Raw genomic sequence first — 21,652 nt, forward strand, 5'->3', positions numbered from 1 at the left:
ACAGTCTATCTACCCCCCTATGACGAAGACATCTCCTCCCATCGCCCTGGAAGATCGCGACACGGATGGCGCGCGTCTGAGCTCACCGAGCGCTGCGCGCAATCGCGAACCGATCACAACCGCGCTTAGCGCCCGCTTGCCCGAGGGCGCGCGCGTTCTGGAAATCGCCAGCGGCACGGGCGAGCACGCCCTGGCCGTGGTCAGCGCCCGTCCGGATCTGAACTGGACGCCCAGCGATCCCGATCCTGCATCGCGCGCCAGCGAAAACGCCTGGGCCGAAGACGCCGAGGGGCGTATCCAGCCCGCGTTGAATCTTGATGTCAGCGCTCAGGGCTGGTGGGACTCACTGGAGCCTTTTGATGCGATCTATTGCGCCAACATGATCCATATTGCGCCCTGGGCGGCGGCGGAGGGCCTGTTTGAGGGCGCTGCAAACCGGCTCACGGCCGATGGCGCGCTCCACCTGTACGGGCCCTTCTTGGAAGGGGCTGACACCGCGCCGTCCAATCTCGATTTCGACGCCAGCCTGAAACAGCGCGATCCGCGCTGGGGCGTGCGGCCGCTGGCCGATGTAGACGCGTTGGCGGCGCAACACGGTCTTGAGCGGACCGAACGTCTGGCCATGCCGTCCAACAATCTCATGCTGACTTTCAAGCGAGGCGCGGCATGATCGTCTTCATTCTGTTGACAGCGCTCATTGGCGCAGCCGCCGCCTGGCGTCTCGCCACGCCGTTCCTGAGCCAGGCTGAAGGCGGCGCCGGGCGCTTCATGGCGCTCATTATTGCGCCCGTGGTGCTGCTGGGCGCGCTGGGGTTCTATTTCGTCAATGGCGAGCCCGATACGCCGGGCGCACCTTATGCGTCTGTCGCGGACCGGTTGGCGCAGGCCGATCCCGCAACATTGTCTCCGGACGAGCAGGAAGCGCGACTGCGCGCCATCCTGCGCGAGAACCCGGAAGACCTGGAAGCCCTGAGGCTTCTGGGACGCTTCCTGTCGCGCAGCGAACGCGAGCTGGAAGCGGTGACGATGTTCACGCGCGCCCTGCGGATCGAGGAAGATCCGCGCCTGCTGTCGGATCTGGGTCAGTCCCTCGTGGTGCTCAATGACGGCCAGGTCACGCCCGAGGCCGAGCGCGCCTTTGAAGCCGCGAACCGCCTGGACCCGACCTTGCCCGAACCGGCCTTTTTCCTGGGCGCCGCGTATTACGAACGGGGCGAACGCAATCAGGCCGCAACGGTCTGGTCTGACATCATCGCCCGGCTGGATGAGGGTGATCCGTTTCGCGCCGCCATCGCCGCGCGCGCCGCAGACCTTCTGTCGCGTCCGCAGGGCGGGCCGGGGTCCGATGGCGCGGCGCCGTTTGCAGACGCCATCGCGGCCGGGGCGGCGCCGGAAGATCTGGCTGAAATGATGGTGGGGCGGCTGGAAGCCCGTCTGGAAGAAGATCCCGAGGATCTGTCAGGCTGGCTGACCCTGGCCCGCGCCCGATGGGCGCAGGGTGACAACCAGGCCGGGCTCGCCGCGCTGGATCGCGCACGAGCGCAGTTTGAAGACGATGCCGGCGCACTGGCCCTGATTGCGGCCATGCGTACTGCCTTTGACGGCGAGGAGATCGAGCCATGAGAAAAGCCCAGCGACGTCTGTGGATCACGCTGGCGGCCGGCGTGGTGCTTGTCGGGGCCGCAGGTCTGGCGATGACCGCCATGCGCGACGCCATGGTTTTCTTCTATTCGCCGGCCATGGTGGCCGAAAACCCGCCCGAGCCCGGTCAGCGAGTGCGGGTTGGCGGCCTGGTGCTGGACGGGTCCGTGGAGCGTCCCGCGCGGGGCGGCGCCAATTTCACCATTACCGATGGCGGCGGGGAAATCCGGATCAATTATGACGGCTCGCTCCCCGATCTCTTTCGGGAAGGGCAGGGCATTGTGGCTGAGGGCGTGTTTGATCCCGAAGGCCGGTTCACCGCCGATACCGTGCTGGCCAAGCACGACGAAAACTACATGCCGCCCGAAGTCGCCGCAGCCCTGCGCGAGTCGGGCATGTGGCACGAGGAAGCCGGCGACCATTCCGGCTATGGCGGGCCTGACGGTTATGATGCCGCTGAGACGGAGCAGCCCTCATGATTGCCGAGCTGGGACGTTATCTGATCGCGCTGGCGCTGCTGGCGAGCCTGTTGCAGATGTTCGTCGCCTGGCGCGGCGCGGAACTGGGCGGGCGCAACGCCTATGCCCGCGCGGGCAAGGCGGCGTCCGAGATTGCGGTTCTGGCCGCAGGCGTGGCGATGATCCTGCTGATCGCCAGCTTCTTGCGCTCGGATTTTTCCATCGCCTATGTGGCGGCCAATTCCTCGATCGAAAAACCCTTCGCCTACAAGATCGCCGCCAGCTGGGGCGGGCATGAAGGCTCCATGCTGCTGTGGTGCCTGATCCTGGCGCTGTTCGGTTACGGTCTCGCCCGGTCGGGGCCGCGTGATGACGGTCTGCGCTCGCGGGCGGTGAGCTTTCAGGGGCTGCTGCAAACCCTGTTCTTCGGCTTTCTCGCCTTCGCTTCGAACCCGTTCGAACGTGTGTCTCCGGTCCCGTTGCAGGGCGCTGAGCTCAATCCGATCTTGCAGGATCCGCTCCTCGTGATTCACCCGCCCATGCTCTATGTGGGCTATGTGGGGCTGTCGACGGCCTTCGCGATCGCCGCGGCGGGCCTGATGCAGAAAACGCCGGGCCGCATTCTGGCGGCGGCGCTGCGCCCCTGGGCGCTGGGCGCCTGGACCGCCCTGACCGCCGGCATCGCACTGGGCGCCTTCTGGGCCTATTACGAGCTGGGTTGGGGCGGCTGGTGGTTCTGGGACCCCGTCGAGAACGCCAGCTTCATGCCCTGGCTTCTGGGCGCGGCCTTGATCCACTCCTCCATCGCCACTGAAAAGCGCGGCGCCTTTCCGGGCTGGACCGTCTTTCTGGCGCTTCTGGCCTATATTCTCTCCATTCTGGGCGCCTTCCTGGTGCGCTCGGGCGTCATCACCTCGGTGCACGCCTTCGCGCTTGATCCCGAACGCGGGGTCTGGATCCTGGGCATGTTGGGCGTGTCTGCGGTCGCGGGCTTCTTGCTGTTTGCGTTGCGCGCCGGCTCGCTGGGTGAGGGCGACGGGTTTGAACCCACCAGCAAGGAAGCGCTGATTGGCGCCAACAATCTCTTGCTGGCGGCAACCTCGGGCGTGGTGCTGATCGGCACGCTCTATCCCATGCTGCTGGAAATGATGGGCGGCGCCACGATTTCGGTTGGCGCGCCGTATTTCAACGCCGCCGCCACGCCGCTTCTGCTGATCGCAGCCTTGTTGATGCCGCTCGCGCCGTTTCTGCCCTGGGCCAATGGCGGGTTGAAGAACGGTGTTTCGCAAATGCGCGCGGCTTTGATGCTGATTCCTGTGGCGGCTGTGGTCATCGCCTTCCTGTTCGCCGGAGCCAGTCCACTGGCGGTCATCGGCGGCGCCATCGGCGTCTGGGCGATTTCGGGCGCCGTGATGGATCTGGGTCAGTTCCTGCCGGTGGCCATGGCGCGCGGTCAGAAGCTGCTGGTGATAGGTCGGGTGATGGCCCATGCCGGTGTCGGCTTCATCGCGCTGGGCGCTGCTGCAGATGCATCCCGTCCGCCCGATCAGAATGTGGCGCTGGCGCCGGGCGAAAGCGTGTCCATAGCAGGACGCGAGCTGCGACTGGATGGCGTCAGCCGGGCGGATGGTCCCAACTATATGGCGGACCGCGCGCGCATCGTGGTGGATGAAGGCGAAGGCGGCGTGATGTCGCCCGAACGCCGGTTCTACGCTGTCGCGAACCAGACCACGCGGGAAGTGGCGCTCAAATCCTCCATCGCCGGCGATCTCTATGTCTCGGTGGGCGAAGCGCGGCTGCGGTCTGACGGCACGACCGCGTTTGAAACCCGGGTCGCGTTCCACCCGCTGGTCTGGTCGCTCAGTCTCGGCGCTGTCTTCATCGTCTTGGGCGGCGCGCTCGCCCTGACCGGACGTCTGCGCGCTCATGCGCCGGTGGTGCAACGCGATCGGGCGACCAAGCCTGCGGAGGCGGTGTGATGAAAGCCCTTGTTCTGGCGCTCGTGCTGGCGATGCAATCAACGCCCACATTTGGCGGCTTGCCCAAGGAGGAGGAAGCCCGGGCTCAGGCGCTGATGCGTGAAGTGCGCTGCATGGTGTGCTCGGGGGAGTCGATCCTGGACTCCAACGCCGCCCAGGCCCAGGACATGCGTCGCTTCGTGCGCGAGCAGGTCGCTCAGGGCGCCGATGATGACGCCGTCCGCGAGGCGCTGGTGCAGCGTTTCGGCTATGCCGTGCTGATGCGTCCGCCCATGGATTCCAACACCCTTCTGCTTTGGGCGGCGCCGGTCGTGTTTCTGGCGCTGGGCGGCGGCTTGCTGATCACATCCATGCGAAAGCGCCCCAAGAAAGCGTGAGCAGGGTCTGCCTTGAAGCCAGGCGGTCCTGACGCCACCTCATGATGTCGAAGACAGGATGAGAGGCGGGTATGGCGCAGTCGCAGAAAGTCACGTTTGAAGGCGCGTCCGGCGAGACGCTGGCTGCGCGGCTTGAACGCCCGAACGGACCGGTTCGGGCCTGGGCGCTGTTTGCGCACTGTTTTTCCTGTTCAAAGGATGTCCATGCCGCCCAGCGGATTTCCCGGCGTCTGACCACGCATGGCTATGCAGTCCTGCGGTTCGATTTCACCGGTCTGGGCCAGTCCGAAGGCGATTTCGCCAACACCAATTTCAGCTCCAATGTCGCCGATCTGATCAAGGCCGCGGACTATCTGCGCGAGACGCATGACGCGCCAAGCCTTCTGGTCGGGCACTCGCTCGGCGGCGCCGCGGTCATCGCCGCTGCGCCTTCGATCGCCGAGGTGAAGGCGGTCGCCACGCTCAATGCGCCCGCGGATGCGGACCATGTGCGCCATCATTTCAGTAAGGATGATGTCGAGGCGATCAAGACAAACGGGTCGGCGAGAGTGTCGCTGGCCGGGCGAGACTTCACCATCAAGAAGCAATTCCTCGACGATATCGAGGATCACAAGCTCGACACGGTTGTCGGGGAGATGAAGGCGGCGCTACTGATCGCCCATTCACCGATCGATGAGACCGTCGGGATCGAGAACGCCACGCGGCTGTTCGTGGCGGCGCGCCATCCCAAGAGCTTTCTCAGCCTGGATGATGCGGATCATCTGCTGAGCCGGGAAGCGGACACCAATTACGCCGCTGATTCCATCGCCGCCTGGGCGAGCCGGTATGCGCCGCCCGCTCAGCTCGGCCCGCCGCCCCAGCTCAGATCGGGCGAAACTGCGATCGTCGAGGAAACGGGGCTGGGCGGTTTTCACAGCTGGGCGGTGACGGGCGAGCACGCCTTCATCGTGGACGAGCCTGAACAGGTTGGCGGTCTGGATGGCGGTCCTGCGCCCTATGACATGCTGTCCGCGGCGCTAGGGGCGTGCACCACCATGACCCTGCGCATGTATGCCAATCACAAGGGGATCGAGCTGGGCCGCATCACCACGCGGGTCACCCATAGCAAGGTCAAGGCGCAAGGCCCCTCTGATCTGTTTGACCGTGAGATCGAAGTGGAGGGATTGAGCGATGAATCCCTGCAGCTGAAACTGCTCGAAATCGCCAACAAGTGTCCGGTCCACCGGACCCTGGAGCGCGGCGCCCATGTGGAAAGCCGCTACAAATCAACGCGCTGATCAGCAATATTCCATCATTACGGAACCGTAAGGTCGCCGTAATATTCCTGTCAGCCGCACCCTGTCATCACACATGTATCCCATGGGCCGGTCCGCCGGTCCCGATACGCGCAAAGGACTGTGATTGTCTGCCATGAAACTGACCCAACGTTTGATCCTGTCCGCCGCCGTCGCCGCCCTTTCAATCGGGGCTGTGACCACCGTCGCCGTCAATGCACAGGAAGCCCCCTCCGCCTACACCTATGCGGCGCCGAACGGCGCGCCGATGAGCTTCGCCAGCCTGATCGAACAGGTCAGCCCGGCTGTGGTTTCCATCGAGGCCGAAGGCAGCGTGGATGCGCCGAACGCGCCGGACATGTCGCAATTGCCGCCGCAATTTCGCGAGTTCTTCGAACGCTTCGGCGGCATGCCCGATCAACCGCGCGAACGCCGCGCCCAGGGGTCCGGCTTCTTCATTTCCGCTGATGGCTATGTGGTCACCAACAACCATGTGATCCGCGATGCCGACACCATTCGCGTCGTGCTGACCGATGGCCGCTCGCTTGAAGCGACGGTCGTGGGCACGGACATGGCGACCGATCTGGCGCTGCTCCGGGTCGAGGAAGAGGACGAGCCCTTCGCCTATGTCGAGCTTGAGCGGGATCTGGGCATCCGCGTGGGCGACTGGGTCGTGGCCGTGGGCAATCCCTTCGGTCTGGGCGGCACCGCCACGGCGGGCATCATCTCCGCGACTGGCCGTCAGATGGGCGCCTCCCAGGCCTATACTGACTTCCTGCAGATCGATGCGCCGATCAATCGCGGCAATTCGGGCGGTCCGGCCTTTGATCTTGATGGCAAGGTGATCGGCGTGAACTCCGCCATCATCAGCCCCACCGGCGGCAATGTGGGCATCGGCTTCGCCATTCCGTCCGATCTCGCCGCGACCGTGATCGACCAGCTGATCGAGAACGGCGAAGTGCGCCGTGGTTATCTGGGCATCGCCCCGGCGGTGCTGACCGATGATCTGCGGGACGCCATGGGGCTGGACGCGGATCTCGAAGGCGTGTTGATCAACCAGGTGCTTGATGACACCCCGGCTCAGGCCGCAGGCCTTGAGAACGGCGATATCATCCTGGAAATCAATGGCGAGCCGGTCGATGACCCGCGCGAGCTGACGCGCCGGGTCGGCGGCTTCGCCCCCGGTGAGCGCGTGGCGTTCCGGGTTCTGCGCGATGAGCGCGAGCGCACCATCCGCGTCGAGCTGACCGAGCGTCCGGACACGTCGAGCCCGGAAGAGACGCCGGATCGTGAAGCGGGCGCCGCCGCCCAGTTCGGTCTGGCGCTGAGCGAGCCCGATGACGCAGAGCGCGAGGCCCTGGACCTTGAGGAGCGCGGGCTGCTGGTTGAGGGCATCCGTCCGGGTTCTGAAGCCGCAGAGAAAGGCTTGCGCCCGGGGGATGTCATCCTGGAAGCGGGCGGACGTGATCTGAACGCCCTGTCTGATTTTGAAGCGGCTGTGGAGGATGCGCGCGCGCGTGACCGCCGGGCGCTTCTGGTTTTTGTGGTCTCGCAAAACGGCCAGCGCCGTTATGCGGCGCTCGAAATGCCGTCCGAAGAGACGGACGAATAACAACAACACGCAGGCGTCGGGTCGGGAAACCCGGCGCCTGTTCTGGTTCGGGAGTGAGTCATGCGTATTCTGATCGTGGAAGACGACCGCGAGGTCGCGGGCAACATAGGCAAAATGTTGCGCGAATCCGGACATGTGGTCGATATGGCCCATGATGGCGAGGACGGCCTCGCCATGGCGCGTGACGGCGCGTTCGATGTTTTGATTGTGGACCGGATGATGCCGCGTCGCGACGGCCTGTCCATGGTCTCCATCCTGCGTGAGGAAGGCGACAAGACCCCGGTGCTGGTGCTGTCCGCGCTGGGCGAGGTGGATGATCGGGTGGCCGGTCTGACCGCAGGCGGGGACGACTATCTGGTCAAACCCTATGCGCCCTCCGAACTGAAAGCGCGTGTGGATGCGCTGGCCCGTCGCCGCGATCCCGAAGCGCTGAAAACCCGCCTGTCCGTTGGCGATCTGGAAATGGACCTTCTGGCGCGCACCGTCGTGCGTGGCGAGGAGGCGATCCAGCTTCAACCGCGCGAGTTTCGCCTGCTGGAATTTCTCATGCGCCATGCCGGCCAGGTCGTGACCCGCACCATGCTTCTGGAAAAGGTCTGGGACTATCATTTCGACCCCCAGACCAATGTCATCGACGTTCACATTTCCCGTCTGCGTTCGAAGATCGACAAGCCGTTCGAGACCTCCATGCTGCACACCGTGCGCGGAGCAGGCTATCGTCTCTCCGACTAGGTCAGAGCGGCGGGGGACACACTGGACACGCAAACCCATAAAGGCTGGCGGGCGCCCGCGTTTCTGCGGACGACCGCCTTCCGCCTGACGCTGCTGTCTGCGGCGCTGTTCGCGTTGTCCAGCTTCGTGATCCTGGCGCTGGTCTATGCCGCGTCCGTCAGCGCGGCCATGCGGCGCGCCGACGCCTCGGTCTCCGCTGAAGTCTCTGAAATCGAAACGCTCTATGAAGAGCGGGGCTATCAGGGCGCCTATCGCTATCTGGTCCAGCGCTCGGTGGGCGGCGGCGAGTTCTTCTACATGCTGCTCGACCCGCAGGGTCAGCAGCTGGTGGGCAATATCTATGGCCTGCCCGAAGCGCCCACCGATCCGCAGGGGCGGGTGCGCTTCACCTATGATCGTCAGCCCGTGGACGGGGTGATCGACCGCGCCGAGGAGGGCCGCGATGCGCGCGGCCAGATCGTCGAGTTGGGCGATGGCTACCAGCTTTTCGTCGGCCTCGACGTGGAAGAGGAAAGCCGCTTCGTCGCCAATACGCTGAACTCGGTGCTGATCGCGTCGGGCCTGTCACTGGCGCTGGGCATTGTCTCGGGCGCGGTGGTGTCGCGCCGCTTTGCGCGACGTCTGGATGGCATCAATGAGGCGGCGCGCGCCGTGATGACGGGCAAGCTCGACACCCGAGCGCCGCGCACCTATTCGGGCGATGAGCTCGATGAGCTGTCGCGCAATTTCAATGACATGCTCGACCGGGTGGAAAACCTGATGCACCGCATGCGCACGGCGGGCGATTCCATCGCCCATGATTTGCGTCTGCCGCTGACCCGCATGCGCGGACGGATCGAATCCGCCCTTGTGGAGGAAGGCGATCTGGAGGCCCGCGAAGCCGCCCTGATGCAGGCGGTCAGCGATGTGGACGAGCTGCTGAAGACCTTCAACGCCGTCCTGTCGCTCTCCCGGCTCCAGACCGGCGAGCGTCGCCGCGCCTTCGAACCCATCGATCTGGCGGCCCTGATGGAAGACATGTGCGAGCTCTATGAGCCGGTGTGTGAAGATACGGGCACCGAATTCCTGTGCGAATGCACGCCCGGTCTGATGCTGACCGGCGATCGTGAACTGATCGCCCAGTCCATCGCCAACCTTCTCGACAACGCCATCAAGTACACGCCTGATGGCGGCGCGATCGCCTTGCGCGGTCGCAAGACCGGCGAGGGGCGGATCGAGCTGTCGGTCACCGACACCGGCCCCGGCATCCCCGCCGAGGATCGCGACCGGGTGCTGGAGCGGTTTGTGCGTCTGGATCGTTCGCGCAATCAGCCCGGCGTGGGCCTGGGCTTGTCACTGGTGCACGCCATCGCCGAAGTGCATGGCGCGACGCTCAGCCTCGATGACGGCCCCGGCGCCGTGGACGGTGCGGGTCCCGGCCTCAGGATTGCTCTGACCTTTCCGAAGCGGAAATAGGCTCGGCCTTGTCATGTCCGGCGGTTCGCAGGGTCTGGAACTTGCGCAGCAGGGGATGCAGCCGGAAGCCGAAGAGGAGCAGGCCGGCGCCAAATACAGAGCTGATGACGGCTTCAAACAATAAAGAAGCCAGGCCGGGCCTAGTTTGCATCTGTAACGCCGTGTTTGGGTTTGCGGCGGCGCCTTCAGCAATTCGAGAGCGTATAACTTCAGTCGCGTATACAATAACGTCTGGAAGACTGTTGATCAGTGTGTTCGCACCAATCAGGCAGAGGCCGATTAGAACGAAATCCTGCGCCTTGATATCAGATTCTGCAGAGCTTTTTGTCTCTGGTAAAATGACCTTTGTGAGCAAACCCGAAAAGACCCATAGCGCGATCGCCAGAGTGATCGTTATGCCAAGCCCTATGAAGTTCTGAATTTCGTATGCGTTGTCCGAGATTGGGTGGCTCCTGCCGAATAATCGCAGCAGAGTGAAAAACAGATTGGGAAGAGTAATCGCTACCAGATACAGAGCGAGCAGGCGGATTGCCGCCACACAGAGATTTCTGATCATGGATTCCCCTCCCAAGTGAATCAGACGGTAGGGGATGCTGAACCGCCTCGCAATCTTGCAGCAGCCCGCAACGCTCTGCACTCTGCGCCCATGACCGCGCCCCTCAAAGACCGCATCACCAAGCGCCTGCCCAATATTGCGCCCGACCGCGCCCGGCGGGCCCGGGACCGTATAGGCGCAGCGGTGTTTGACGCCTGGGGCGAGGGGGCGGATTTCCTGGATGGCGTATTCGCGGCGGCGCCCTATCTGGCGCGCACGGCGGCGCGTCGCGCCGACACGCTGAGTGAGCTTGCCACGACCAGCCCCGAAGACCTGATCGTGCGCTTGTGCGAGACCGCGCGGGAGGCGGCCACGCTGGAGGATGAGGCCGAGGTGATGGCCGTATTGCGCCGGGCCAAGCTCGACCTGCATCTGGTCACTGCGCTGGCGGATCTGGCCGGGGCGTTCAGCCTGAAAGAGGTGATGGCGGCGCTGACCGATTTCGCCGACGCGTGCGTACAAGCGAGCCTGGCCAGCGCGGCGCGCAGCTATGGCGTCGAGGTGAGCGATCCGCTCAATCCGCTGCCGGGCTATTTCGTGCTGACCTTGGGCAAGCACGGCACGCGCAGCCTGAATTTCTCCTCCGACATTGATCTGGTGATCGCCTACGAGCCCGACATCGCCGAGGCGCCGCAGGGCAAGGATCCGCTCAAGCTGTTCTCGCGCATCGCCCAGAAGCTCAGCAATATCCTTCAGGACGCGACCGCAGACGGCTATGTCTTCCGTGTCGATCTGCGCCTGCGCCCGGACCCGGGCTCCACCCCGGTCGCGGTCAGCGCCAACATGGCGCGGCACTATTTCGAGGCGGTGGGCCAGAACTGGGAGCGGGCGGCCTATGCCAAGGCGCGCGTCTGTGCGGGCGACCGGGCGGCGGGCGAGGGCTTTTTGAAAGACCTCAACCCCTTCATCTGGCGACGGACCATGGACTTCGCCGCGGTTGAGGATATCCGCGCCATCGCCAAGCAGATCCAGGCGGTGGGCAAGCGCGCCGAGGTGCGGGCGGCGGGCCATGACGTGAAGCTGGGACGGGGCGGCATTCGCGAGATCGAGTTCTACGCCCAGTGTCTGCAGCTGGTGTTTGGCGGACGCATGCCGGTCCTGCGCGCGCCGGGCACCATTGACGCCCTGGCCGCGCTCGCCGCTCATGATCTTATTGAATCAGAAGAAGCCGAAGCGCTGACCGCCTATTACATCGCCCTGCGCGATGTGGAGCACCGCATCCAGATGCTCGAGGATGAGCAGACCCAGACCCTGCCGCTTCAATCCGAAACGCGCCGCGCCGTGGCGGCGCTGTCAGGCTCGGATGATCTCAGCGATTTTGATGCCCGGATGACGGCGCTGTTCGGGGCGGTGCATGCGGCGTTCTCGGCCCAGTTCGGCGAGGGGGAAAGCCTCGCCACTGAAGCAGGCAGCCTGGTGCTGACCGGCGTCGAGCCCACGCCTGATACCCGCGAAACGCTTGATCGTCTGGGTTTTTCCCAGCCCGACCGGGTCTGGGAGCGGCTGGCGGGCTGGGCGGCGGGTCGCGCCCGCGCCGCGCGTACCGAACGCGCCCGGCGCCTGTTCTCCCGGTTTGCGCCGCGCCTGATCGAAGCGCTGTCGGCCACTGGAGATCCGGACGCCGCCTTCACCCGGTTTTCGACCTTTTTTGAAGGCCTGCCCAGCGGCGTGCAGCCCTTGTCCTTGCTGGTGAACCAGCCGGTCCTGGCGCGCGAATTGATCGCCATGCTGGGCCTGGCGCCCCGTTTGGCGGAAACGCTGGCGCGGCGCCCGGCGCTTCTGGACACCTTGCTCGACCCGGCCTTCGCCCGGCCCTTGAGCGAAGACCCGCCCGCCTATCGCATCGAACGCTTTTCGGGCCTGGATGCGATGGAGTATGAGCTCGCGCTCAACGCCGCCCGGCGTCTGGCGCGGGAAGAGAAGCTCCGCATTGGCGGGCAGCTCCTGTTGGGCCGTGCGCGCGCGCAGGATGCCGGTCAGGCCTATGCCGATCTGGCGGACGCATCCCTGGCCGCGATGGCGCAGGCGGCGGTCCGGGAGATGACGGTGCGCCATGGCCCGCCGCCCGGCGATTGGGCGGTTCTGGGGCTGGGCAAGCTGGGCGGGCGGGAGCTGACGGCGACCTCGGATCTCGACATCATGCTGGTCTATGACCCCACGGCGGAGCAGTCTGACGGCAAGCGACCGCTCGGGGCGCAAACCTGGTTCATCCGCTTCACCCAGCGTCTGGTCTCGGCCCTGTCGGCGCCGACTGAAGAGGGCGAACTTTATGAAGTCGATCTCGCCTTGCGTCCGTCTGGCTCGGCGGGGCCGGCGGCAGTCAGCCTGTCGCGGTTCAAGGAGTATTATCAGACGTCCGAAGCCTGGACCTGGGAACGCATGGCGCTCACCCGAAGCCGTATCGTGGTGGAGGGAGGGCTCGCCAGCGCGCTGGACGCCGCCATCCACACCGTCATCGGCGCGGCGGGCTCGGCTGAGATGCTGCGCGCGGATGCGGCGGACATGCGCGCGCGTCTGGAACGGGACCGGCCCGCACGCTCCTTCTGGGACCTCAAGCTGCGCCCCGGCGGTCTGATCGATATCGAGTTCATCGCCCAGATCGGCCAGCTGGTTCAGGGCGAACGGCTGGGCGCGGACACCTCCGGCGCGATTGATCGCCTGTGCCAGGCCGGATGGCTCTCAGCGGGCGATGCGTGCGTGCTGCGCGACGCGCATGAGCTGTACAGTGATCTGACCCAGATCCTGCGCGCCGCCCATGGCGCGGACTTTGACCCGGACAAGGCGAGCGATCCTTTCGCCCGGCGGATTTGCCAGGCCGCCCATTGCGAGGATCTGGGCTGCACCGCCGATCGGGTCGACGATACGGCGCGCAAGGTGCGCGCCATTTTCGAGCGCTATGTCGGGCCGGTCAGACCCCGTCCGACGGAATAGACGCTCGCCGCCCGTACCAAGACCATGAGCGAGGGAGACAACAAGCCCCCGCCGGGATACAGGAGATTGGTACGATGAAGAGACTTCTGAGCGCTGCTGCAGCGATGATGGTTCTGGGTTCGGGCGCCGCGCTGGCCCAGCCGATGGGCTTTGACGGACACGGCGCGCGCGGTCAGGGCCATCATGAACGTGGCCATGGTCGTGGCGGAATGCGCGGTCTGCGCATACTGGAAGCGGCGGACCTGAACGGCGACAACACCGTCAATCGCGCCGAGATCGAGACGCTGCAAGCGGAAGAGTTCGCCTGGCGCGATCGCAATGGCGACGGCTTTCTGGACCAGGCGGACGCCTCGCCGATGCGGATGCGCATGATGGCGCTGCGCGAAGACCGCCCCAACCGCCGCAACGCCCGTCGGGGCGAAGGCCGGGGGTTTGACGCGGATGAGGATGGACGCGTGTCCGCCGATGAATTCATGATGCGGTCAGGCCGCATGTTCGAACGTCTGGACGCCAACTCTGATGGGGCGGTATCCCCCGATGAGCTCGACGCTCACATGCAGGCGCGTGCGGAACGCCGCGAGGCGCGTCGTGCGCCCTGGTGGCGCGACTAAGCGATAAGGAAGGCCGCGCGTGTCTCGTCCCGTCCTCAAGGTCATAGACGGCTCCCCCCGCCGGACAGGCGGGGGCGAGGAAGCGCGCGCGGCTGACGCCCGGCTGGCCGCCGGCGTCGCCCAGGGCGAGGCCGGCGCCATTCGTGCGCTGACGCAAAGATGCCTGCCGCGGGTGCACGGCGTGGCGGCGCGACTTCTGGGAGATCGCGAGGAAGCCGAGGATGTGGCGCAGGAAACCTTCGTGAAGGTCTGGCGCAAGATCGCGCTCTATGACCCGGACAAGGCGCGGCTGGAGACCTGGGTGACGCGGATCGCCATGAATGCCTGCTATGATCGCTTGCGCAAGAAGCGTGAGACCCAGATCAGCGAGGATGCGCCCGAGCGGGCGGATGGCGCGGCGAGCGCCGAAAGCCGGCTGACGGGCGAGGATGCCCTGAGCCGGGTGAGGGCGGCGGTCGCGGCCCTGCCGGAGCGGCAGAAACTGGCCCTGCAATTGTGCCATTTCCAGGACCATACCAATATCGAGGCGGCCCAGATCATGGAGGTGAGCGTGGAAGCGCTGGAATCCCTTCTGGCGCGGGCGCGTCGGGCTCTGAAGGCCCAGCTGGCGGCGGACCGTGACGAGTTGATCGCCGATGCGGCCGGACTGCACGGATCGGGGAAAGAGATATGAGCGAGACAGACACCATGAACCCGGACCGGTTTGCCGAACTGGCCGACGCCTATGGCGGGGATGTGTCGCGCTGGCCCGGTGACGAGCAGGCGCGCGCCCGGGCCTTCATGACGACTGACCCGGACCAGGCGCAGGCGCTTCTGGACGAGGCGGCGGCGCTGGACGCCTTGCTGGACCTTGATGAGATCGCGCCGCCATCGCCCGCGCTTTACGAGACGGTTGCGGCGTCCGGCATTCGACGCGCCTTTGCGCCGCCGCGCTGGGCCGGGATCGCTGCGGCCATCGCCCTGATGTGCGGTGCGGGAACCGGTTGGTTGGGCGCCCAGATGAAGACCCAACCGAACCACGATGCCTTGTACGCCAACGCGTTTTCGGTTCTATCCGAAACCGAAACCCTGTTTGAGGACGGCTCATGAACCGGATCAATATCTGGATCGCCCTGCTGCTGGTGTCAGTTCTGCTGAACGGACTGCTGATCGGGTCGAGCGCGCATCGCTGGTTTCATGATGACGGCCCTTCGCGCGCCGCGATCCGGGCGGACGCCGCCGATGCCGCGAGTGTGAAGGGCTTTGAGCCGCGCAGCTTTTTCCGGGCGGTTCCGGAAGAATACCGTCGCGCGCTCTTTGAGCGTATGGCGCCCTCGCGCGACGAGGTTTACGCCCTCATGCGCGATCTGGGCGACAAGCGCCGCGCCGTGCGCGATGTGCTGACAACCGAGCCCTATGACCCCGAAGCTGCCGCCTTGGCCCTGACCGAGGCGCGCGAAGCGCGGGCGCGACTGGAGCAACGCACCGAAGCGCTGATCCTGGACGCGGCCGGCATTCTGCCGGCGGATGTGCGTCGGGACGCCTTTGACCGGGCGCTGACCCGGCGTCATGACCGGGACCACAGCCGCGATGGCGAACGGGGGCGCTCACACGATCATGAGGGGCGTGACGATGAGCGCCGGCGTCATGAGATGCAGGGGGGCGAGGGTGATGACACGCGCGATTCCGACGCGTCTCCGCCCGACGCGGCGCCGCGACCGGACCTGTTCTAGCAAGCCAGCGGTGTCGGGATCGCCGATAGGCGCCGGGGTCAGGCTTCGGCGCTGATCGAGGCTTCGTTCGATGACGTCTGGCTGCCGGTGTCGGCGGGTTCAGCGTGTGACGGCTGAACCAGCCCGGGTTCGGACGGCAGGGTGAAGGAGACGGTGGTGCCTTCGCCCAGACGCGAGTCGATGCGCAGCGAGCCGCCATGCATCTCGACAAGGGATTTTGACAACGCAAGACCAAGGCCGGAGCCCTGGTGCTTCTTGGAATGCTGGCTTTCGATCTGTTCGAAGGGGCGGCCCACCCGGGGCAGATCGTCTTCGGAAATGCCGATGCCGGTGTCAGAGACCTGCAGCACCACGCCGTCCGCCGCATGAAAGCCGCGCAGCCTCACCTTGCCGCCTTCAGGGGTGAATTTCACGGCGTTCGACATCAGGTTCAGGATCACCTGCTTGAGCGCGCGCGGGTCGGCGGTGATTTCGGGCAGATCATCGCCATCCACGTCAAGCTCGATGGATTTCTCCTCGGCGCGGGCGCGCATGATCCGCACGCACTGGCCGATGACTTCCGCGGGCAGAATGGGCTCGGGCTGGAGCTGCATCTTGCCGGCTTCGATCTTGGACATGTCCAGAATGTCGTTGATCAGTGACAGGAGGTGCTGGCCGGAGCTGAGAATGTCGCGCACATAGTCCTGATAGCGCTCATGGCCGAGCGGGCCGAACATTTCGCCCGCCATGATCTCGGAAAACCCGTTGATGGCGTTGAGCGGCGTGCGCAGTTCGTGGCTCATATTGGCCAGGAATTCGGACTTGGAGCGGTTGGCCTCCTCGGCGCGGATCTTCTCCTGCTCGTAATTGGCGGCCAGTTCCTGCACCCGTTCCTGGGAGCGGCGCAGGTTTTCCACCGTGCGGCGCATCTCGCGGTCATTGTCCTTGAGCGCGCGTTGCTGGTCTTTCAGGGCCGTGATGTCCGCGCCCACGCTGACGAGGCCGCCATCGGCGGTGCGGCGCTCGGCATAGTGGATCCAGCGCCCGTCATTGAGCTCAAGATCATAATCGTCCTGGCCGTCCTCGGAAGCATGCGCGGCCTTTATGGCGCGCGCGGCCGTCGCCTCGACCTGCTCATAGCTCGACCCGATGCGCAGATCGGGTTCGTTGAAGCCAAAGAAATCGCGGAATTTACGGTTCCACAGCACCAGACGCCCGCGCGCATCCCAGAGCACAAAGCTCTCGCTCATGGATTCAAGCGCCGCGCGGAGACGCGATTCCGCCGCGGCGACCCGCGCCTGGGCGCCCTTGCGTTCGGTGATGTCGATGGCGACGCCGATGATCCGGCGCGTATTGGGCAGGAGCCGCCCGCGCAATTGCAGCCAGACCGGCAAGCCCGCCGCGCGCACTTCCAGATCCACATCCTGGGCGTTGGCGGCGCCGCGCAGGGCCGCACGCACCTTGGGCCGGTCTTCCTGGCCGAGCAGCAGCAGCAATTCGGGGCCGGACAGGGATTCGCCGCGGGCGCGCCCGATCAGCTGGGCGAAGGAGTCCGTCAGCTCCACTTCATCGGTATCCAGATCCCAGTCCCACACCCCGCACCGCGCGCCTTCAATGGCGAGGTGCAGGCGGCCTTCGGAGTCCGTCAGGCGCGCCTGGGTGTCGCCCAGACGGCCCATCTGGTTGCGCAAGACGATGGACAGGGCGCCCGCTGTGCCCAGCGGCGCCAGGAAGAGCAGCAGGTGGAACAGCAGCGTGCTGTTCCAAGCCTGCCGGTCAATGCCGTCAGGGCCCAGGCTGAGCGCCTGCAACGGCGCGCCGTTGATGGAGGCTGCCCCCAGAATGCGAGACCGCTCGCCCAGCTGGGCGCCGCGCATGGCGCCGCCATTGCGCGCCATCTCCGAGACGGCGAGGGGATCAAGGCCCAGACGTTCGGCGGCGAAGGGCGCGCCGGTGAAGGGCGTGTCAGGGTTCAGCGCCAGCAAGCGTCCATCCGCATCGGTCAGCATGGCGACTTCATCGCGGTTCCAACGCGGCAACAGGGATTGGGGCGTCAGGCTGGCGATCAGCGCGCCCACCGACCCGTCCGCCAGGGGCGCCGGCGCGGTGATGACCAGCGGCGGGGTCTGGCCCGGGCGGGCGGCGAGGCCCGAAGTGGACAGAAGGGCCGCATTCGCTGCTTCGCGCAGCGCGTCCGGATCCGCTTCACCCGCGGCGATCAGGCGTCCATCCGGGGTCAGCAACGCGGCTGCGTCCACCCAGGGCGCCTCGATCAGGCTGTCCAGCCCGGCCTGGGCGCCGGCGTCCAGGCTGGCCGGGCTCATCACTTCAAGCTGGGAGGCGGCCATGGCCAGAGCCCCGCGCACTTCGGACAGACGACCGGAGACGCGTTCGGCGATAAAGGCGGAGGTGCGCGCCTGAGAGGCTTCGGCTTCGGCGCGGGCGGCGGTCCATTCCTGGTGCAGCTTGACCAGGATCACACAGCCGAAAACCAGCGAGAAAGCGATGACCGCCAGGGTCGTCGGCCATAATGAGCCTTTCGCTTCAGCATCGGCTGAAACGGGAGAGCGATCGCTTTGGGCGCCGCGCGCAGTGTGTTGGCCGACACGAATCATCCTTGCCAAACTACGGTGTTCCGCGGGCGTTCGTCCAGCGCCGTAAATGCCGGGTTAAGAGCCTGCCGAGCGGTTAGGCCATCAGCTGGTCGATGGCGTCCTGGTCATTGGCGTCAACGACCTCGGATTCATTGCCCTCGCCCTCTTCTGGCGGTTTCTCCGTGGTCACCGCGCGACGCTCAGGGCCTTTATAGTCTTCACGTTTGCGGCGACGATCCGGGCCCAGATAGTTGGCGGTTTTGACGAAGGGGCGGGGATTGTTCACCACCGCCACGATTTTCTCCCACATCTGACGCGCGGTGACCGGCTTGGCGCAGATCTCGGTCACGCCCGCATCCCGGGCGGCCATGATGCGCGAGCGTTCGGTGTGCGCGGTCAGGAGAATGATCGGAACGAACGGGTTTTTCATGTCCGCGCCGCGACGGACCATCTGGATGAATTCCAGACCATCCAGCAGCGGCATCTGATAATCGACGATAATCAGATCGATGGGTTCGTGACGCACCATCTCGAACGCTTCCACGGCATCCCGCGATTCATGGGTGCGGGAAATGCCGAAACCGAGCAGCATCGAGCGGATAATGCTGATCATGTGAGCATTATCGTCGATGATCAGGGTGTTCACATTGCCCATGCGGGGCGTCATGCCGCGGCTCCGTTCGCTCAGGGCTTAATCTGACTCACGTTCAGTCTAGGCTTAATGCCATTGCCGTGTCGTTAATCCAATGAGCCTTCAGACTTTTGTTGCATGTCCTCGGGGCGGGCGTTCACAGCGCGAATCAGATCGGCGGCGGATTTGGCGAGAGTGATGGTCTGGGTCGACGCATCTGGATCATCCTGAGCCGATTTGACCAGGCGCTCGGCGAGAGCAAATAGGCTGGGCGCATGCACGATCAAGCGGGCCTGGTGTTCGATCCGGCCCGGATCGCGATCATACTCGGCGCCGGGCACCCGCCAGCCGCCCCAGTTCTGGGCGTCTGTCACCACGACCGGATAGGTACCCGGTTGCGGGTGGTGGGCGCATTCCTCGACCGATTGCCATTTGTTGCGCGCCCGCATCAGCCGCCAGTTGCCGACGGGGTTGTCCTCCACCGCTTCGGCGCTGAGCTCATCGGCGGAAAAGTCCCGGCCCAGACCGCAATCGTAAGCGATCTTCACCGGCTCTTCGACGTCGCGCACCCAATGGGGCTTCACCTTCTCGATCACCGCCCAGGTGCCGACCGGTTTGACGTAGACGCGTTGATGCTTGTGGTATTCAGCTTTGGCCATCGAGGTCTCCCTTGCCCTAGTCCTAACCCGGACAGGGTCTAGAGCGGGTTAACCAACACGGTTACGAAACCCCTTCCGTATCCGGGCGCAGGTCAGGTTTGCGCTCGATGCAAAGCGTGTGTACATCGCTCGCCATGACCCAGGATACGCTGACCCTCCGCAAGCCCGACGACTGGCATGTGCATCTGCGCGACGGCGCCATGCTCGATTTCGTCGCCGATTTCACCGCCCGGCAGTTCGCCCGCGCCATCGTGATGCCGAACCTGACCCCGCCGGTGACGACGGTGGATCAGGCGATCGCCTATCGAGACCGGATCAACGCAGCCGTGCCTGCCGGGCGCGGCTTCACACCGCTGATGACGGCGTATCTGACCGACACGATCAGCGCCGACGAGATCGAGCGCGGCTACAAGGGCGGCGTGTTCACCGCCGCCAAGCTCTATCCCCAGAACGCCACCACCAATTCCGCGCACGGCGTCAGCGATATCGCCAATATCCGCCCGGTGCTGGAACGGATGGAGAAGCTGGGCATGCCGCTCCTGGTGCATGGCGAGGTGGTCAGTCCCGACATCGACATCTTTGATCGCGAAGCGGTCTTCCTCGACACGGTTCTGGGGCCGCTCATCCAGGACATGCCCGGCCTGCGCGTGGTGCTCGAGCACATCACCACCGAGCAATCGGTGGAGTTCGTCAAAGCGGGCGGGGACACTATCGGCGCCACCATCACCGCGCACCATCTGCGCATTGATCGCAATGACATGCTGGTGGGCGGCATTCGACCGCACGCCTATTGCCTGCCGGTCGCCAAGCGGCGCCTGCACAAGCTGGCCCTGCGCAAGGCGGCGGTGTCAGGCAATCCGAAATTCTTCCTGGGCACGGACACGGCGCCTCATGAGCGCCACGCCAAGGAAAGCGCCTGCGGCTGTGCGGGGATCTTCAGTGCCCCGGTGGCCATTGAGAGCTATGCCCAGACGTTTGAAGAGGAAGGCGCGCTCGACAAGCTCGAAGGCTTCGCCAGCGAGTTCGGGCCCGATTTCTATCGTCTGCCGCGCAATGAGGGCACGATCACGCTCAAGCGCCAGCCGACCGATATTCCTGCGACGTTTGAGGACGGCGATATCAAGGTCGTCCCCTTCCATGCGGGCGAACAGATGAGCTGGCGCCTCGTCGAAGGCTGAGGCCTTCAGGACGCGCGCCTGATGCAAAAACGCCGCCCTGCATGATGCAAGGCGGCGTTTTCATGTGAGCTGTGGGCGCCTAGGCGGCGGGCGCGTCGACGCTGCTCATGTCGATGACGAAACGATAGCGCACATCGGCCTTTTCCATGCGGTCAAAGGCGGTGTTGATCTCGTCCATCTTGATCATCTCGCACTCGGGCAGGATGTTCATGCGACCGCAGAAATCGAGCAGCTCCTGGGTCTCCGCAATACCGCCGATCAGGGAGGCGGCGACGCGGCGACGGCCCATGAGCAAGGGCGGGGTCATGAACTCTTCCATCGGGCCGACCTGGCCGACCAGCGCCAGCGTGCCGTCAATGTCCAGAAGCGGAACATAGGGGTTCACATCGTGCTTGACCGGCACGGTGTCGATGATGAGGTCGAGCGAGTTGCGCGCCTGTTTCATCGCGTCCTTGTCGGTGGAGATCAGAACGGCGTCCGCGCCCAGCTCCAGTGCATCCTTTTCCTTGCTCGGCGAGCGGCTGATCACGGTCACATGGGCGCCCATGGCCACGGCCAGCTTGATCGCCATGTGACCCAGACCGCCCATGCCGACAACGCCGACGCGGCTGCCCGGGCCCACATTCCAGGTACGCAGCGGGGAATAGGTGGTGATGCCGGCGCACAGCAGCGGCGCTGCGCGGGACAGGTCGAGACCGTCGGGCAGGGCCAGCACGAACTCCTCGCGCACGACGATGTGCTTGGAATAGCCGCCCTGGGTCGGCTCGCCGCTGATCCGGTCCTTGGAATCATAGGTGGCGGTCATGCCGTTGCGGCAGAACTGCTCCTCGCCATGGGTGCACTGGTCGCATTCCTGGCAGCTGTCGACCATGCAGCCCACGGCCACATTGTCGCCGACGGCGTATTGCTCGACATCGGGGCCGACGGCGATGACCTTGCCGACGATTTCGTGGCCGGGGACGACGGGATAGTCGACAGCGCCCCAGTCACCGCGGGCGGTGTGCAGGTCGGAGTGGCAGACGCCGCAATAGGTGATCTCGATCGCGACATCATTACCGCGCAGCTCACGGCGTTCGAAGTCATATGGGGCGAGGGGCTTGTCCGCGGCGTAGGCGGCATATCCGGTGGTTTTCAAGTTCTCTCTCCTGAGACTGGCTGTGAGCGTCCTGTCATACGTAGGACGACGGAGTTATATCGCAAGCGATATAAGATAACGCTTACTGTTTGCGGATTT

20 protein-coding genes are annotated in these 21,652 nt (G+C 65.2%); 15 read left to right on the forward strand and 5 right to left on the reverse strand.

The window, feature by feature from the left end; all coding sequences use genetic code 11:
- Positions 1-19 precede the first annotated feature (19 nt).
- From RBA95_RS12575 to RBA95_RS12615, 9 genes are all read left to right on the forward strand, one after another.
- Positions 20-670, forward strand: a complete 651-nt coding sequence (locus RBA95_RS12575) for a DUF938 domain-containing protein (RefSeq protein WP_306017213.1) — start codon at positions 20-22, stop codon at positions 668-670.
- The gene (locus RBA95_RS12580; RefSeq protein WP_306017214.1) at positions 667-1,623 is read left to right on the forward strand and encodes a hypothetical protein; all 957 of its coding nucleotides are present in this window, start codon (positions 667-669) and stop codon (positions 1,621-1,623) included. Before RBA95_RS12575 ends, RBA95_RS12580 begins: the two co-directional genes overlap by 4 nt.
- Positions 1,620-2,120 carry a cytochrome c maturation protein CcmE gene (ccmE, locus tag RBA95_RS12585; protein ID WP_306017215.1) on the forward strand — a complete coding sequence of 167 codons (501 nt, stop codon included), beginning with the start codon at positions 1,620-1,622 and terminating at the stop codon, positions 2,118-2,120. The genes RBA95_RS12580 and ccmE overlap by 4 nt, the downstream gene beginning before the upstream one ends.
- The gene (locus RBA95_RS12590; protein ID WP_306017216.1) at positions 2,117-4,078 is read left to right on the forward strand and encodes a heme lyase CcmF/NrfE family subunit; all 1,962 of its coding nucleotides are present in this window, start codon (positions 2,117-2,119) and stop codon (positions 4,076-4,078) included. Before ccmE ends, RBA95_RS12590 begins: the two co-directional genes overlap by 4 nt.
- Positions 4,078-4,455, forward strand: a complete 378-nt coding sequence (locus RBA95_RS12595; RefSeq protein WP_306017217.1) for a cytochrome c-type biogenesis protein — start codon at positions 4,078-4,080, stop codon at positions 4,453-4,455. Before RBA95_RS12590 ends, RBA95_RS12595 begins: the two co-directional genes overlap by 1 nt.
- Before the next feature lie 71 nt (positions 4,456-4,526).
- The gene (locus RBA95_RS12600) at positions 4,527-5,732 is read left to right on the forward strand and encodes an alpha/beta fold hydrolase (protein ID WP_306017218.1); all 1,206 of its coding nucleotides are present in this window, start codon (positions 4,527-4,529) and stop codon (positions 5,730-5,732) included.
- A 133-nt stretch (positions 5,733-5,865) separates the two neighbouring features.
- The gene (locus tag RBA95_RS12605) at positions 5,866-7,341 is read left to right on the forward strand and encodes a Do family serine endopeptidase (RefSeq protein WP_306017219.1); all 1,476 of its coding nucleotides are present in this window, start codon (positions 5,866-5,868) and stop codon (positions 7,339-7,341) included.
- A gap of 60 nt (positions 7,342-7,401) precedes the next feature.
- Positions 7,402-8,073 carry a response regulator transcription factor gene (locus tag RBA95_RS12610; RefSeq protein ID WP_306017220.1) on the forward strand — a complete coding sequence of 224 codons (672 nt, stop codon included), beginning with the start codon at positions 7,402-7,404 and terminating at the stop codon, positions 8,071-8,073.
- A gap of 114 nt (positions 8,074-8,187) precedes the next feature.
- Entirely contained in the window at positions 8,188-9,528 is a 1,341-nt protein-coding gene (locus RBA95_RS12615) for a HAMP domain-containing sensor histidine kinase (protein WP_306017221.1), read from the forward strand.
- Here RBA95_RS12615 and RBA95_RS12620 read toward each other — a convergent pair.
- Positions 9,494-10,084: a hypothetical protein gene (locus RBA95_RS12620; RefSeq protein ID WP_306017222.1), complete on the reverse strand. Its 591-nt coding sequence runs from the start codon at positions 10,082-10,084 to the stop codon at positions 9,494-9,496. The two genes, RBA95_RS12615 and RBA95_RS12620, sit on opposite strands and share 35 nt — an antisense overlap.
- 90 nt (positions 10,085-10,174) lie before the next feature.
- Here RBA95_RS12620 and RBA95_RS12625 point away from each other — a divergent pair, with 90 nt between their 5' ends.
- From RBA95_RS12625 to RBA95_RS12645, 5 genes are all read left to right on the forward strand, one after another.
- Positions 10,175-13,054: a bifunctional [glutamine synthetase] adenylyltransferase/[glutamine synthetase]-adenylyl-L-tyrosine phosphorylase gene (locus tag RBA95_RS12625; protein WP_306017223.1), complete on the forward strand. Its 2,880-nt coding sequence runs from the start codon at positions 10,175-10,177 to the stop codon at positions 13,052-13,054.
- A 74-nt stretch (positions 13,055-13,128) separates the two neighbouring features.
- Positions 13,129-13,665, forward strand: coding sequence for a hypothetical protein (locus tag RBA95_RS12630; RefSeq protein ID WP_306017224.1), 537 nt, complete (start codon positions 13,129-13,131; stop codon positions 13,663-13,665).
- Positions 13,666-13,684: 19 nt separating this feature from the next.
- Positions 13,685-14,338 (forward strand): RNA polymerase sigma factor, encoded by a 654-nt coding sequence (locus RBA95_RS12635; RefSeq protein ID WP_306017225.1) that lies wholly within the window; start codon positions 13,685-13,687, stop codon positions 14,336-14,338.
- Entirely contained in the window at positions 14,335-14,754 is a 420-nt protein-coding gene (locus RBA95_RS12640) for a hypothetical protein (protein WP_306017226.1), read from the forward strand. The genes RBA95_RS12635 and RBA95_RS12640 overlap by 4 nt, the downstream gene beginning before the upstream one ends.
- Positions 14,751-15,377 carry a periplasmic heavy metal sensor gene (locus RBA95_RS12645; RefSeq protein ID WP_306017227.1) on the forward strand — a complete coding sequence of 209 codons (627 nt, stop codon included), beginning with the start codon at positions 14,751-14,753 and terminating at the stop codon, positions 15,375-15,377. The genes RBA95_RS12640 and RBA95_RS12645 overlap by 4 nt, the downstream gene beginning before the upstream one ends.
- Before the next feature lie 38 nt (positions 15,378-15,415).
- Here the strand turns inward: RBA95_RS12645 and RBA95_RS12650 are convergent, their stop codons facing one another.
- The 3 genes from RBA95_RS12650 to RBA95_RS12660 form a co-directional block, all read right to left on the reverse strand.
- Positions 15,416-17,971, reverse strand: coding sequence for an ATP-binding protein (locus RBA95_RS12650; RefSeq protein WP_306017228.1), 2,556 nt, complete (start codon positions 17,969-17,971; stop codon positions 15,416-15,418).
- A gap of 73 nt (positions 17,972-18,044) precedes the next feature.
- Positions 18,045-18,617 carry a response regulator gene (locus RBA95_RS12655; protein ID WP_306017229.1) on the reverse strand — a complete coding sequence of 191 codons (573 nt, stop codon included), beginning with the start codon at positions 18,615-18,617 and terminating at the stop codon, positions 18,045-18,047.
- A gap of 71 nt (positions 18,618-18,688) precedes the next feature.
- A complete protein-coding gene (locus RBA95_RS12660) occupies positions 18,689-19,240 on the reverse strand; it encodes a hypothetical protein (protein ID WP_306017230.1) in 552 nt (183 codons plus the stop codon).
- Positions 19,241-19,374: 134 nt separating this feature from the next.
- On the opposite strand from RBA95_RS12660, the gene pyrC reads away from it, so the two are divergent.
- Positions 19,375-20,418 (forward strand): dihydroorotase, encoded by a 1,044-nt coding sequence (gene pyrC / locus RBA95_RS12665; RefSeq protein ID WP_306017231.1) that lies wholly within the window; start codon positions 19,375-19,377, stop codon positions 20,416-20,418.
- Between the two features lie 79 nt (positions 20,419-20,497).
- On the opposite strand, the gene RBA95_RS12670 is transcribed toward pyrC, so the two are convergent.
- Positions 20,498-21,553 carry an NAD(P)-dependent alcohol dehydrogenase gene (locus RBA95_RS12670; RefSeq protein WP_306017232.1) on the reverse strand — a complete coding sequence of 352 codons (1,056 nt, stop codon included), beginning with the start codon at positions 21,551-21,553 and terminating at the stop codon, positions 20,498-20,500.
- Positions 21,554-21,652 lie beyond the last annotated feature (99 nt).

The sequence above is a fragment of the Oceanicaulis sp. MMSF_3324 genome, assembly GCF_030733545.1.
GTDB lineage: Bacteria > Pseudomonadota > Alphaproteobacteria > Caulobacterales > Maricaulaceae > Oceanicaulis.